Source organism: Janibacter sp. RAF52, from assembly GCF_052114035.1.
Lineage (GTDB): Bacteria > Actinomycetota > Actinomycetes > Actinomycetales > Dermatophilaceae > Janibacter > Janibacter hoylei.
Window position 1 is genome coordinate 89,764 of the sequence record NZ_JBFRDY010000006.1, and the last position, 13,573, is coordinate 103,336.

Sequence of the window (13,573 nt, forward strand, 5' to 3'; positions counted from 1 at the left end):
CCACCGTGGTGGGTCAGGCGGAGCGCTTGTGCTTGCGCTTGCCGCTCTCCTCGTGGCGCACGATCGTCGGCAGGACGTTGTCGCGGACGACCTCAGCGGTGACGACGATCTGCTTGATGCCGTCGTCGCTCGGGGTGTCGAACATGACCGGCATGAGGACCTCCTCGAGGATCGCGCGCAGCCCGCGGGCACCCGTGGCGCGCGAGATCGCGGAGTCGGCGATCGCCTCGAGGGCGTCGTCGGTGAACTCGAGCTCGACCCCGTCGATGGCAAACATCTTGCGGTACTGCTTGACGAGCGCGTTCTTGGGCTCGGCGAGGATCTGGACGAGGGCCTCGCGGTCGAGCGGCGTGACGGTCGTGATGATCGGCAGGCGGCCGATGAACTCGGGGATGAGGCCGAACTTCATCAGGTCCTCGGGCATGACGTCGGTGATCGCCTGGGCGAGGTCGGTCGCCTTGTGCAGCTCGGAGCCGAAGCCCAACCCCTTCTTGCCGACGCGCGACTCGATGATCTTTTCCAACCCGGCGAAGGCCCCGCCGACGATGAAGAGGACATTGGTCGTGTCGATCTGGATGAACTCCTGGTGCGGGTGCTTGCGCCCGCCCTGCGGAGGCACCGACGCCGTCGTGCCCTCGAGGATCTTCAGCAGCGCCTGCTGCACGCCCTCGCCGGAGACGTCACGGGTGATCGACGGATTTTCGGACTTGCGGGCCACCTTGTCGATCTCGTCGATGTAGATGATCCCCTGCTCGGCCTTCTTGGTGTCGTAGTCCGCGGCCTGGATGAGCTTGAGCAGGATGTTTTCGACGTCCTCGCCGACGTAGCCGGCCTCCGTCAGGGCCGTCGCGTCGGCGATGGCGAAGGGGACGTTGAGCATCCGCGCGAGGGTCTGGGCGAGATAGGTCTTGCCGCAGCCGGTCGGGCCGATGAGCAGGATGTTGGACTTCGCGATGTCGACGTGGTCCTCGTCGCGCTTGGCGGCGGCGCCCTCGTCGGCCTGGATGCGCTTGTAGTGGTTGTAGACGGCGACGGCGAGCGCCTTCTTCGCCGTGTCCTGGCCGATGATGTAGGTCTCGAGGAAGTCGAAGATCTCGCGCGGCTTGGGCAGCTCGTCGAGGCCGAGGTCACCGCCGTCGGTGAGCTCCTCCTCGATGATCTCGTTGCACAGGTCGATGCACTCGTCGCAGATGTACACCCCGGGCCCGGCGATGAGCTTCTTGACCTGCTTCTGGGACTTGCCGCAGAAGGAGCACTTGAGCAGATCGCCGCTCTCTCCGACTCGTGCCACGTCAGGTGTCCTCTCGATCCCGGGTCGACCACGGTGGGCCGCGTGCCTCGACGGTACCCAAAGCGGTCCGTCTCAGGACCCATTGGACACCGTCCGACGGGGGCGCGTCGCGCCGTTCCGCTGACAGCGGAACGGGCCGGTCAGACCGGTCGCTCCCGCATGTCGTCCTGCAGTTCAGGGTCGGGCACGACGAAGGGCCCCGGCTTCCCGGGGCCCTTCGTGGTGGTGTCGCGCGAACTGCAGGACGACACGCCGTGCGCGGCGCGCTCAGTCCTCCAGGGAGGCCTTGCGCGGGGTGAGCACCTCGTCGATGAGGCCGTACTCCTTGGCCTCCGCGGCCGAGAGGATCTTGTCGCGCTCGATGTCCTCGCGGACCTCCTCGGCGGTCTTGCCCGAGTGCTTGGCCCAGGTCTCCTCGAGCCAGGTGCGCATGCGCAGCACCTCGTTGGCCTGGATCTCGATGTCGGAGGCCTGGCCGTACTCACCGCCGGCGAGGGCCGGCTGGTGGATGAGCACGCGCGCATTGGGCAGGGCGAAGCGCTTGCCCGGGGCGCCGGCACCGAGGAGCACCGCCGCGGCGGAGGCAGCCTGACCGATGACGAAGGTCTGGATGTCCGGGCGGATGTACTGCATGGTGTCGTAGATCGCCGTCATGGCGGTGAACGAGCCACCGGGGCTGTTGATGTACATGAGGATGTCGCGCTCGGGCTCCATCGACTCGAGGACGAGGAGCTGGGCGATGATGTCGTCGGCCGAGGCGTCGTCGACCTGCACGCCGAGGAAGATGATCCGGTCCTCGAAGAGCTTGGTGTACGGATCCATCCGCTTCATGCCGTACGAGGTGCGCTCCTCGAAGTTGGGCAGGACGTAGCGGTTGGACGGCCCCGGGCGAAGGGGGGCACCCCCGGGCTGGTGGGTGCGCAGCTGGGCGTCGAAGTTCATGGTGTCTCCTGGAGGGCTCGCGGGTCGGGGCTCAGTCGCTGACCGGGTTGTCGGCCCGGCCGGCCTGGTCGGAGCGCTCGAAGACGTGGTCGACGAAGCCGTACTCCTTGGCCTCCTGGGCGCCGAACCAGCGGTCGCGGTCGGAGTCCTTGTGGATCTGCTCGACGCTCTGCCCGGTGTGCTCGGCGATGAGCTCGGCCATCTGCGTCTTGACGAAGAGCATCTGCTCGGCCTGGATCTTGATGTCCGAGGCGGTGCCGCCGATGCCGCCCGAGGGCTGGTGCATCATCACGCGGGCGTGGGGCGTCGCGTACCGCTTGCCCTGGGTGCCGGCGGAGAGGAGGAACTGGCCCATCGAGGCGGCCAGGCCCATCGCGACGGTCGCGACGTCGTTGGGGATCCACTTCATCGTGTCGTAGATCGCCATGCCGGCGGAGATGGAGCCACCGGGGCTGTTGATGTACAGCCAGATGTCCTTCTCCGGGTCCTCCGCGGCGAGGAGGAGCATCTGCGCGCAGATGGCGTTGGCGTTGTCGTCTCGCACATCCGAGCCGAGGAAGATGATGCGCTCCTTGAGGAGGCGCTGGTAGATGTGGTCGTCGAGACCCATCCCGCCCTGCGGGCCGGCCGCGACGATCTCGCTGCTGTTGCTCACGCTCACTCGCTTCTCCGCCGTGGGGCGGTTGCTCTCGTGGTTCACGACTTTCACTGACCCTAACGCCCGCTCCCTGCGCATGTTTCCCGCCTCCCGCACGTGTTCGCCCTGAGCGCAACGTCGGCCACGGCTCAGGTGTTGTCGTCGTCCTGGTGGTCGTCGCTCGAGTCGTCGTCGGAGGGCGACGGGCGAAGGGGGACTGGCGAAGGGTGGTGCGGTGCCGCGGCCGTGGCCGTGACTCCGACCTCAGAAGACGAGGTTGAGGAGCACGGTGAGGACGACGCTCGCGAGTATCGAAAAGAGGATCATCGCGAGGCACCCGGGTGCACCGCCGAGGGGGCGGATCTGGACGCGGCGCCGGTTCGGGTCGTGGGTCACGTCCCGACGGTAACCCACCCTGACCTGCGCAAACAGGTGCGGAACTCCTCCTTCGTCCCCTCCGCCCGGATCCGCCGAGGATCCTGACGAGGCGCCTGCGAACATTCCCCGGCGGATGACAGAAACCTAGGCAAGTTCGGATCTGGGGGCGGTGACGAGGAGGGCGAGGCCGGCGAAGCCGTCGAGCTCGACGTGGAAACCGTGCAGTTGGTCGACCTCGCCGAAGGCCGACCCGTCGCCCATGTCCATCAGGCGGGAGCCGGGCTCGAGGTGCTCGCTGATCACCGTGCCGCTGATCGGCTCCTCGCCGAAGTTGAGCACGGTCACCTGCAGCTGACCGGGCACCTGCTCGTAGGCGTGGACCATGACGAGCATCGCGGGGTGGGCGACGTCGGGCACGTCGACCTGGCGGGTCGTCGCGATGGCGAAGTACCCGCGCAGGTGGAGCAGGTCCCGCAGCCGGGAGACGAAGGATGTCGGGTCGTCGAGCTGGGCGTCGATCGGGCCGTGGAGGGTGCGGGCCCGGGGCATGCCCGAGGCCGAGGCACTGGCCTGAGGCGCCACGTCGAGCAGGTCGTAGGCGGGCCGGTGGATCCAGCGCGTGTCACCCTCGCGGACGAGCTCGGCGATGTCGTCGACCGGCACCGGCAGCGCCCCGACGAGGTCCCATCCGGACAGGGCGAAGACCCCGGGCTGGAGCGCGTTGAACATCGCGAGCAGCAGGTGGGCCCGCCGGACCCGCTCGACGTCCGTTGCCGTCAGGGCGTCGAGGTCGCGCAGCCCGAGCGCGGCGGTGACGACGGAGGCCGTCGTCGAGGCGATGCCGTTGGTCGTGAAGACGAGGTTGTAGGGCGCCGCCTCGCCCGTCAGGGCGTCGGTGAGCTCCTGCCGGATCGTCTCGGCGAGCTGGGCCCCCTTCGTCGTCCGCCCGCGGAAGGTGAAGTCGTCGTCGCGGTGCCGGCTGGCGAAGTGGACCAGCTCGTAGGTCAGCTCGTCATGGTTCTGCAGGGCGTGGACGAGGCCGGCGGCGTCGACCCCGAGATCCATCGCCTGCCGCAGGCAGAGCCGGAGGAACTCGGTCTCCCCCGTCGCCAGGGCGTGGTGGTAGGCGGGCCGGGTGACGAAGTCGTAGGAGAGGTCGGCCCCGCCGGTGGCGGTGTCGCGGATGTCCTCGATCGACAGGTTGAGCTCCTGGAAGGTGAAGCCGCCGACCTTGCGCACCATCGACCCGATCAGCTGGTTGGCCGCCAGCGAGAGCGGGTGACCCTCCGACCAGGCCGGCCCCTCGAGCGAGCGCTCCACACCGAGGAAGCCGTTGGCGTCCAGCCGCAGTCCGCCCGAGCCGAGGTCGCCGAGGCTGTGCAGCGCGTCGCCGATGACCAGCCGCATCCCGGCGAAGGTGGGGTCGAGCCAGTTGATCGACGGCTGCCCCTCCTTGAAGTAGTGCAAGTAGACCCAGCGTCGGGTCACGCCGTCGGGGCCGGTCACGGGGGCGGTGGCCGACCAGTTGGTGTCCTTCAGGCCGGGGACGTGGAAGATCACCCGTTGCAGGGCGCCGATGATGTGGCCGGCCTCGGCGAGCGCCGCCTCGGCGGCCTCGTGGAGGTTGACCGAGTCGCGGCCGGCCGGCACGTCGGGCAGGAGGTGCCAGTCCTCCTGCGGGATCGCGACCATGTGGTAAATGCCCGGGTAGTCGTCGACGCCGAGCTCGGCGAGGCGGAAGTCGGCGCCCTTGCCGGTGTGGCCGGGGACGATGTCGTCGATGACGGTGCCCTCGTGCTCCGCGGCGACCCGGCACATCTCCCGGTAGTCCTCCTCGCTGCCGAAGAGCTCGTCGATGTGGGTGGACACCCGGTCGAAGTGACCGTCGACGCTCGGCGTCGGGCTCCACCCCGACAGCCCGCCGGCCCGCTTGACCGGCCCGGTGTGCAGGGCGTGGATGCCGATCCGCTCGAAGGTGCGCCACAGGTGCGGGTCGGCGAGCGAGCCGAGGAAGGAGGCGCCGGCCGGCGTGATCATCGAGATCGGGTAGGCGGTGAACCACACGGAGGCGGTCTCGACCGCGGCCCGCGGGTCCGGCTGCGCGTACGGGTTCTGCCACATCGAGCCCAGCCCGGTGAGCTGCGCCGCGATCTCCTTCGCGTCCTGCAGCATCGACTGCCCCCGCAACCACTCGACGTAGACGGGGTTGGACCCGAGCGGCTCGCCCGAGCGCACCTGGTCGGCCGAGGGTGCGCCCTGCGGGCGCAGGCGGGCTCGGGGCCGCAGAGCCCGTGGCCGGGCCGGGAAGAAGATCCGGGCGAAGTCGGGCTCGCCCGGGTCCTCCACCTCGAGGGCCACCGGCTGCTCCGGCTCGGGCACGACCTCGTCAGGGGACGTCATGCCGCCACGCTACGGGGTGCTCGACCCCGGCGTCTCCTCGCCCGCGGAGGGGACGTCGATGGCGTCCGCGGCCGGCGTCGACACGTGCTCCCGGGCCCAGCGCGGCACGACGAAGAGGGCCTCGACCTCGGCGGTCACCCGGCCCTGGTCGTCGCGGATGTCGCCGCGGACGAAGGTCTTCCACCCGTCGACGCGCTCGACCCACGCGCTGCAGACGAGCTCGCGCCCTAGGAGCGTGGGGCGGCGGTAGGTCGTGTTGAGGTAGGCGGTCAGACCGGGCTTGCCGAGCCGCGCGGGGACGGAGCCTGCGACCTGGTCGAGGACGGCGGCCACGATGCCGCCGTGGACGCACCCCGGCGGGCCCTCGTAGGCCGCGCCGAGGGTGAAGGTGCACGTCGTGCGCCCGGTGTCGTCGCCGGTCACCCGCAGCGGCGGCGCGATGGGGTTGCGCATCCCGACCATGGGGTTGCCGTGGTCGCGCAGCCGCCCGTCGCTGGCCGTCTCGACACCGAGCGGCCCCTCCTGGGCGACCTCCAGGAGCCGCCCGGCGAGCGCCTCGACCTGCGCGGTGACCTCGGCGAGCGTCGCGTCGTCGACGCGGGTGCGCACGACGGCGTCGACGAGCTGGCCCGTGGTGCGGGCGAGCTCGGCCTGGACGCGCTCGGTCGCGGCCAGCGCCTCCGGGTCCTCGACGGCGAAGGGGGAGACGAAGGTCCCGTCGGTCATGCGTCCTCCTCGTGGGGCGGGGTTGAACACTCGTACAACCGCATCACCCTAGGGTAATGCGGATTCAGGTCCGGGCCGACTCCCGCTCCCGCACCGCCGGCACGGCGACGAAGGCGGGGACGGCGAGCAGGCCGACGACGAGCAGCGAACGCAGCACCCCCGTGTGATCACCGATCATCCCGAGCACGGGCGGACCGACGATGAAGGCCAGGTAGCCGATCGTCGAGACGACCGACAGGCGGGCCGCCGCCCGCGCCGGGTCGTCCGCGGCCGCACTCATGCCGGTCGGGAAGCCCAGGCTCGCCCCGACGCCCCACAGGACAACCCCGACGAAGGCGGTCGCCGTGGTGCCGAGGACGACGAGCATGGAGCCGAGGACGGCGAGGGCGAAGAGCACCCGCAGCACGAGCACCCGGTCGTAGCGATCGAGCAGACGCACCCCGAGCAGGCGCCCGGCGGTCATCGCCGCGAGGAAGGTCGCGAAGGCGAGCACCCCCACCTCCTCCGGCTGGTCGTGACCCTCGGTCACCGCGAGCGCGATCCAGTCGTTGGCGGTGCCCTCGGTGAGGGCCGCGACGAGCACGACGAGCCCGATGAGGAGCGTGCGCGGCTCGAGCCAGGCGCTGCCGGGTCGCTCGGGCGCCGGACCCCCCTCGCCGACCTCGAGCAGGCGCGGCAGGAACCGTCGCGGGGCGAGCAGCCCCGCGACGAGGGCGAGCGCCGCGGCCCCGGCGAGGTGGCCGAGCACCGGCGCGCCCAGACGCACCACCCCCGCCGCGACGAGCGCGCCGAGCACGGTGCCGCCGGAGAAGAAGGCGTGGAAGACCGGCATGATCGTGCGCCCGAGGCGCTGCTCGACGGCGGCACCCTCGTGGTTCATCGCGACGTCCCACAGCGAGATGCCGACGGAGACGACGAAGATCGCGGCGGCGGTCACTGCGACGTCGCCCAGGACGTCGACGGCCAGCCCCACCGAGAGCAGTCCGACGACCACGGTGACGACACCGATCATCACCGTGCGGGCGGCGCCGACGGCGGTGATGACCCGCCCGGCCAGCGGCAGGGCGAGCACCGACCCGAGCGCACCGACGAGCAGGGTGCGCCCCAGCTCACCGGGCGTGAGGTCGAGCTGCTCCCGGATCGCGGGGATGCGCGAGGCCCACGACGCGAAGGCGAAGCCGCTCACGGCGAAGGTCGCCAGCACGGCGTTGCGGGCGGTGGTCACGTCTGCGGCCTGCATCCGACGCTCCTCGGGACGGACGAAGGGGGTCGCCACCGGTCATCCGGCGGCGACCCCCTTCGTCGGGGTGCTGGGGTCAGGCCTGCTCGTCGGCGGTCTCCGCCTCGACGGCCTCGGTGCCCTCGTCGTCGGCGTCGAGGTCCTCGACGTCGGTGACGGCGCGCTCGGACTCGGGGACGATGTCGTCGAGGTCGATCGCGTTGCCGTCGGCGTCGACGATCTTGGCCTTGTCGAGCGCGGCGGCGAGCGCCTTGCGGCGGGCGACCTCACCGACCATGGCCTCGACCTGGCCCTGCTGGTCGAGCAGCTGGGCGAACTGGTTGGGGTCCATGCCGTACTGCTGCGACTGCATGACGAGGTACTCGATGAGCTCGGGCTGGCCGACCTCGATCTCCTCGGCCGTGGCGAGGGCGTCGAGCAGGAACTGCGTCGTGAGCGTCTTGCGGGTCGACTCGTCGACCTCGGCGCGGTGCTCGTCGTCCTCGAGGCGCCCCTCCTGCTCGAGGTGCTGGTGGATCTCAGCCTCGACGATGCCCTCGGGCAGCGGGATCTCGGTGTTGTCGAGCAGGTGGTCGAGGACCTTGTCGCGGGCCTGGATGCCCTGCTCGAACTTCTTGGCCTGCTCGGCCTGCTTGGCGAGGTCGGCACGCAGCTCGTCGGCGGTGTCGAACTCGGAGGCCATCTGGGCGAAGTCGTCGTCGACCTCGGGCAGCTCGCGGACCTTGACCGACTGGACCGTCACGGTGCAGCTGGCGTCCTGGCCGGCCTGGTCGCCACCGGCGAGGGGGGCGGTGAAGTCCTTGGTCTCGCCGGCGGTCATGCCGACGAGGGCCTCGTCGATGCCCTGGAGCATGTTGCCGGAGCCGACCTCGTAGGAGACGCCCTCGACGGAGTCGATCTCGTCGCCGTCGATCTCGGCCTTGAGGTCGATGGAGACGAAGTCGCCGGTCTCGACGGCGCGGTCGACGCCCACGAGGGTGCCGAAGCGCTCGCGCAGCTCGGTGAGCTTGGCCTCGACGTCCTCGTCGGTGACCTCGAGGTTGTCGACCGTGATCTCGATGCCGTCGTAGTCGGGCAGCGTGATCTCGGGGCGCACGTCGACCTCGACGGTGAACTTCAGCTGCTCTCCGTCAGCCATCGGCACCTCGGTGATGTCGACCTCGGGCTGGCCGATCGGGCTGACACCGGTCTCGTCGACGGCCTTGCCGAAGAACTCGGGCAGGGCCTCGTTGACGGCCTCCTGGATGACCGCGCCCTTGCCGACGCGCTGCTCGATGATCCGAGCGGGCACCTTGCCGGCGCGGAAGCCGGGGACCTGGATCTGGCTCCCGATGGTCTTCAGGGCCGCGTCGACGTGCGGCTGGAGCTCCTCGCTCGGGACCTCGACGGTCAGCTTGACCCGGGTCGGGCTGAGGTTCTCGACGGCACTCTTCACTGCAGGCACTCCACACGATCTGGACGACGAAGGGGGTTGGGGCGCAGGCCTTCGCGTCGGTTGGACGACTCTCGGGCGCGCACGCACCGTCCCGGTGGTCCGGGACACGGAGATCCACTGTATCCGCTGACCGCCCGCAAGCCGAATGCACGCCTACCTTGGCATCCGCGCGCTCGAGCGCCGGCTCGACCGCGCGGGCGAACGGTCAGGACTGTCCACAGCCCTGGGCCTGCAGCCGGCCGGTCCCCGCTAGGTTCGGGCGCATGACCAGCACACCTGCGCAACCCGCCGCACGCGTCCAGTCCCTGCGCATCCTCGCCGGGAGCCTCATCGGCGCGCTCCCCCTCTTCGCGGTCGTCGCCGTGGTGGTGCTCGGGACCGACGAGTACCCGTCCGCCATCACCGCTGCCGTGCTCTTCGGGCTCAACGTCGCCGCCTTCGCCGTCGCCGAGGCCGTCGGCTACCGCGCCCCGGCGATCCCGCGCAGCACCGAGCCCGAGGCGGCGCTGTCCCTGGCCCTCGACGCGATGCAGCAGACGACCATCACCCGCTTCGCGATCACCGAGGCGCCGGCGATCCTGTCCCTCGTGTGGGCCTTCGCCACCGGCAGCGCGTGGGCCTACCTCGTCGGAGGCTTCTGGGCGCTGCTGTCGATGGCCTGGCACGTGTGGCCGACCCAGCGCATCACGGCCAGGCTCGAGCGCGGGCTGCACGCCGAGGGCGTCCACTCGGGCCTGTCGGAGGCCTTCGGCGGAGCGAGCACGCCCGGCTACCAGCAGTACTGAGCCAGCGGCTGCAGCAGCCAGCGGTCGGGGTAGCCGGATTCGAACCGACGACCTTCCGCTCCCAAAGCGGACGCGCTACCAACCTGCGCCATACCCCGTGACGCGTCCCGATTGTGCCCGGGCCGCGAGCGGGGTCTAGGCTAGCCCCTGCTCTTCCACCCGTGCAGCGCAGTCGGTGGCGAGCGCGCGGGCGTAGCTCAATGGTAGAGCCCCAGTCTTCCAAACTGGCTACGCGGGTTCGATTCCCGTCGCCCGCTCCAGTGTCCTGAGTCGCGACATCGTTGACACGGTGTCGCGGCTCAGGACTTTTCTGATGCGCGGACAGTCCGGCGTCGTTGGTGTCGCTTGGTCCCCCTTCTCCGGGCAACCGGGTGACGTCAACGCCGCCGGGATCGTCCTACCGCACCCTCCGCCAGGTGGCGTGGGGCGGCAGCTGGGAGGGGCAGACGACGATCGGCGTCGGCACGCGCGCCCGACTGCCCTTCAAGGTCACCGAGCTCACCGGCCCCGGTGACTCGACCCGCCTCGTCATCGACGTCGCCCACACCTGGTGACGCACCCGCCGACCGGGTGGTCCTCGACCGGCCCCGTCGCGGTCAGCCCGCCTCGGTGACCCGGAACTCGTGGATCGCCCGGCCGGCCGCACGGCCCTTGTCCTCGAAGCCCGCGCTGGGCCGCCAGGCCGGCCGCTCCCCCTCGACCACCGCGACCCGGGGGTGCTGCGAGAGCTGCTCACGCACGTGCTCGGCATAACTCGCGTGGTCGGTGGCGACGAGCAGGTGGCCACCGGGTCGCAGCCGCTCGAGCACCAGGTCGAGGGTGTCCTGCTGGACGAAGCGCCGCTTGGCGTGGCGCGCCTTGGGCCACGGGTCGGGGAAGAAGAGGTGCACGGCCTCGAGCTGGTCGCGGCCGACGCACTCGATGAGGTACTCCAGGGCGTCGCCGCGGAAGGTCCGCACGTTGTCCAGGCCCTCGCGCTCGGCCTTTTCCATGAGCGTGGCCACGCCCGGCACGTGCACCTCGGCCGCGATGATCCCGTGCTCGGGGTGCTCGCGGGCGTAGGCGACCGCGGCTTCGCCGTAGCCGGACCCGATCTCCAGCACGACGGGCAGGTCGCGGCCGAAGACCTGCGTCGGGTCCAGGGGCGTCGTCGGGACGGCGTAGCGCGGCAGCAGCCGCTCCATGAGCTCCTCGACTCGCGGCGACATCCGCCAGCGCGGGGTGAAGGTGCGCACGGTCGCCCGGTACCGACCGTCCGCCGTGCGCGGGGTGTCGGTCAGGGGCAGCTTGTGCGGGTCGGGCTCGGAGGAGGTCACGGCGCTCAAGGATACGGCCCCGACGAAGGGGGTCAGTCGCGCCAGATGAGCACGGCGGCGCGGTCGTCCTCGTCGCCGGCGCGTCCGCCCGCCACGAGCCGCTTGGTCAGACCCGCGAAACCCTCGCGCAGCCGCGCCTCGGCCTCACCGAGCATCCAGTCGATGCCGTCGTCGAGGTCGCGCACGCGCGACTCGATGATGCCGTCGGTGTAGACGAGCAGCGCGTCACCGCGCTGCAGCACGGCACGCGACTGCGGGTAGGTGGCTCCGGCCACGAAGCCCAGGGCCGGGCCACGTGCCTCGTCGAGCGCCGACCAGCGGCCGCTCCCGGCGTCGTAGTGCATCGCCGGCGGGTGGCCGGCCGAGGCCACGAGCACCTCGCCCGTGGCCATGTCGAGGCAGACGTGCACGGCGGTCGCGAAGCCCTCGTCCCAGCCGTCCCGCTCGAGGAACTCGTTGGCCATCGGCAGCACGTGCTGGGGCTCGGTCGTGCCGATGACCCCGCCGAGTGCGCCCGCGAGGACGAGCGCGCGGGTGCCGGCCTCCTGCCCCTTGCCGCTGACGTCGGCCAGCACGACCTCGAGGCTGCGACCGCAGCGGCTGCGGGTCGTCACGTTGAAGTCACCGGCGAAGGCATTGCCGTGGGCCGTCGCGAAGGATCGCTCGGCGTGCCAGCCGCGCTCGAGCGCGGGGATCTCGCCCATCTTCAGCAGGCGGGTCCGCAGGTCGCCGAGCATCCGGTCACCGGCAAAGGTGGCCACGCCGTGGCTGGCCCGCGAGGTCGCCAGCGCGTAGAGCAGGCCGAGGGAGATGAGCAGCGGCAGCTGCCGGGTCCAGCTGCCCTGACCGACCACGACCGAGTAGGCGACGTAGGCGAGGACAACGCCGAAGACCAGTCGGACCTCGCGGATCGGGCACAGGGTCGTCGCGACGAGGCAGGGGGGCACGAGCGTGACGAGCGGGACGGCGTCGGGCCAGGTGTGGTGGGCCAGGGCGACGAGGACGAGGGCGGTCAGCACCGCGACGAGCAGCGGTGTGCCCTCCACCGCGGGCAGGGTGCGCGTCATCCGCCGTCCCTCGGCCCACGCAGGGAGCCGACCGGGCAAGATCGCGGACACTCGGCGGCCCCTCCCCTGTCGGTCGTCACGGCGCCTCGTGGCACCGTGACCGCACCTTAGGCACCGATTCGCCTGTCTGGGAAGCCTTGCAACCAAAGTGAGACCCCCCGCGCTCGCCGCGCGGGGGGTCTCACCTGCTATGGGACGTGTGGTCAGGGCAGCGGCGGGACCGTGCCGTCGGCCTCGAAGGCCGAGATCATGTCGATGCGCCGCTGGTGACGCTCCTCGCCGGTGAAGTCGGTCGCGAGGAAGACGCGCACCATCTCCTTGGACTCCTCGACGGACTGCATCCGGCCGCCCATCGACAGGATCTGGGCGTCGTTGTGCTCGCGGGCCAGCTTGGCCAGCTCGGCGTTGTAGCACAACGCCGCTCGGATGCCGGCGACCTTGTTGGCCGCCATCTGCTCGCCGTTGCCGGAGCCGCCGAGGACGATGCCGCGGCTGCCCGGGTCGGCCGCAACGGCCTGGGCCGCACGGATGACGAAGACCGGGTAGTCGTCGACGGCGTCGTACTCGAAGGGACCGTGGTCGGTGACCTCGTGCCCCTCGTCGGCGAGGAAGGTCAGCAGCTCCTGGTGCAGTTCGAATGCGGCGTGGTCGCCACCGATGTGGACGCGCAAGTCAGTACCTCTCAGTCGAAGATCGGGTCGCGGGTGCGGGAGCGCTTGAGCTCGAAGAAGCCGTCGGTCCCGGCGACGAGCACGCATCCGTCGAAGAGGCGGCCGGCGGCCTCCCCCTTCGGCGCGGGCGAGACGACGGGGCCGAAGAAGGCGACGCCCTCCACGGAGATCACCGGGGTGCCGACGTCGTCACCGACGAGGGCGATGGCGCGGTCGTGGCTCTCGCGGAGGAAGGCGTCGTGCTCGTCGGTGTCGGCGGCCTCGATGAGCTCGGCCGGCAGCCCGACCTCGGCGAGCGCGGCCGCGGTGGCGGCGACGAAGTCGCGCTCGCCGCCGAGGTGCAGGCGGGTCCCGATGGCGTCGTACAGCGGCTTGGTCACCTCGTCGCCGTGCGCCTTGCGGGCGGCCGCGATCACCCGGACCGGGGCCCAGCCACGGTCCATCATCTCGCGGTACTCGTCGGGGAGGTCACGCCCTTCGTTGAGGACGGACAGGCTCATCTGCGACCACGTCACAGAGACGTCCCGGACCTCCTCGACCTCCATGAGCCACCGGCTCGTCATCCACGCCCACGGGCACAGCGGGTCGAACCACATCTCCACGGTCTGCGTCATGACGCCATCGTCTCAGACGCGCCGCGGCGCTGTGACAGCATGAGCGAAAAGTCGTACGGCAAAGGAGCAAC

13 protein-coding genes, 2 tRNA genes and 1 pseudogene are annotated in these 13,573 nt (G+C 70.9%); 3 read left to right on the plus strand and 13 right to left on the minus strand.

Annotation, left to right across the window (positions count from 1 at the left end; all coding sequences use genetic code 11):
• Positions 1–13: 13 nt before the first annotated feature.
• From clpX to tig, 8 genes are all read right to left on the minus strand, one after another.
• Positions 14–1,291, minus strand: a complete 1,278-nt coding sequence (gene clpX / locus AB4Y78_RS09660; RefSeq protein WP_007926023.1) for an ATP-dependent Clp protease ATP-binding subunit ClpX — start codon at positions 1,289–1,291, stop codon at positions 14–16.
• Positions 1,292–1,558: 267 nt separating this feature from the next.
• Positions 1,559–2,233 (minus strand): ATP-dependent Clp protease proteolytic subunit, encoded by a 675-nt coding sequence (locus AB4Y78_RS09665; protein WP_007926022.1) that lies wholly within the window; start codon positions 2,231–2,233, stop codon positions 1,559–1,561.
• Between the two features lie 31 nt (positions 2,234–2,264).
• The gene (locus tag AB4Y78_RS09670; protein WP_051987910.1) at positions 2,265–2,843 is read right to left on the minus strand and encodes an ATP-dependent Clp protease proteolytic subunit; all 579 of its coding nucleotides are present in this window, start codon (positions 2,841–2,843) and stop codon (positions 2,265–2,267) included.
• A gap of 291 nt (positions 2,844–3,134) precedes the next feature.
• Positions 3,135–3,266 carry a hypothetical protein gene (locus AB4Y78_RS09675; RefSeq protein ID WP_259911850.1) on the minus strand — a complete coding sequence of 44 codons (132 nt, stop codon included), beginning with the start codon at positions 3,264–3,266 and terminating at the stop codon, positions 3,135–3,137.
• Between the two features lie 126 nt (positions 3,267–3,392).
• Positions 3,393–5,648 (minus strand): maltose alpha-D-glucosyltransferase, encoded by a 2,256-nt coding sequence (gene treS, locus AB4Y78_RS09680; RefSeq protein ID WP_441713515.1) that lies wholly within the window; start codon positions 5,646–5,648, stop codon positions 3,393–3,395.
• A gap of 9 nt (positions 5,649–5,657) precedes the next feature.
• Positions 5,658–6,374 (minus strand): PaaI family thioesterase, encoded by a 717-nt coding sequence (locus AB4Y78_RS09685; RefSeq protein ID WP_259911846.1) that lies wholly within the window; start codon positions 6,372–6,374, stop codon positions 5,658–5,660.
• Between the two features lie 64 nt (positions 6,375–6,438).
• Positions 6,439–7,614 (minus strand): MFS transporter, encoded by a 1,176-nt coding sequence (locus AB4Y78_RS09690; RefSeq protein WP_441737079.1) that lies wholly within the window; start codon positions 7,612–7,614, stop codon positions 6,439–6,441.
• A 76-nt stretch (positions 7,615–7,690) separates the two neighbouring features.
• Positions 7,691–9,049, minus strand: a complete 1,359-nt coding sequence (gene tig / locus AB4Y78_RS09695; protein ID WP_306514044.1) for a trigger factor — start codon at positions 9,047–9,049, stop codon at positions 7,691–7,693.
• 263 nt (positions 9,050–9,312) lie between these two features.
• Between tig and AB4Y78_RS09700 the strand changes: the two genes are divergently transcribed.
• A complete protein-coding gene (locus AB4Y78_RS09700; RefSeq protein ID WP_441713513.1) occupies positions 9,313–9,834 on the plus strand; it encodes a hypothetical protein in 522 nt (173 codons plus the stop codon).
• 24 nt (positions 9,835–9,858) lie between these two features.
• Here the strand turns inward: AB4Y78_RS09700 and AB4Y78_RS09705 are convergent.
• Positions 9,859–9,932: transfer RNA gene (locus AB4Y78_RS09705), tRNA-Pro, on the minus strand.
• A gap of 88 nt (positions 9,933–10,020) precedes the next feature.
• Between AB4Y78_RS09705 and AB4Y78_RS09710 the strand changes: the two genes are divergently transcribed.
• Positions 10,021–10,094, plus strand: a tRNA-Gly gene (locus AB4Y78_RS09710).
• A 99-nt stretch (positions 10,095–10,193) separates the two neighbouring features.
• Positions 10,194–10,388 (plus strand): annotated as a pseudogene (locus tag AB4Y78_RS09715) (AMIN-like domain-containing (lipo)protein); the annotation flags it as partial.
• A gap of 42 nt (positions 10,389–10,430) precedes the next feature.
• Here AB4Y78_RS09715 and trmB read toward each other — a convergent pair.
• From trmB to AB4Y78_RS09735, 4 genes are all read right to left on the minus strand, one after another.
• Entirely contained in the window at positions 10,431–11,150 is a 720-nt protein-coding gene (gene trmB / locus AB4Y78_RS09720; protein WP_259909697.1) for a tRNA (guanosine(46)-N7)-methyltransferase TrmB, read from the minus strand.
• A 32-nt stretch (positions 11,151–11,182) separates the two neighbouring features.
• The gene (locus AB4Y78_RS09725; protein ID WP_282070729.1) at positions 11,183–12,217 is read right to left on the minus strand and encodes a PP2C family protein-serine/threonine phosphatase; all 1,035 of its coding nucleotides are present in this window, start codon (positions 12,215–12,217) and stop codon (positions 11,183–11,185) included.
• 203 nt (positions 12,218–12,420) lie between these two features.
• Positions 12,421–12,888: a ribose-5-phosphate isomerase gene (locus tag AB4Y78_RS09730; RefSeq protein WP_007926011.1), complete on the minus strand. Its 468-nt coding sequence runs from the start codon at positions 12,886–12,888 to the stop codon at positions 12,421–12,423.
• An 11-nt stretch (positions 12,889–12,899) separates the two neighbouring features.
• Positions 12,900–13,502, minus strand: a complete 603-nt coding sequence (locus AB4Y78_RS09735; RefSeq protein ID WP_007926010.1) for a mycothiol-dependent nitroreductase Rv2466c family protein — start codon at positions 13,500–13,502, stop codon at positions 12,900–12,902.
• Between the last annotated feature and the right edge of the window lie 71 nt (positions 13,503–13,573).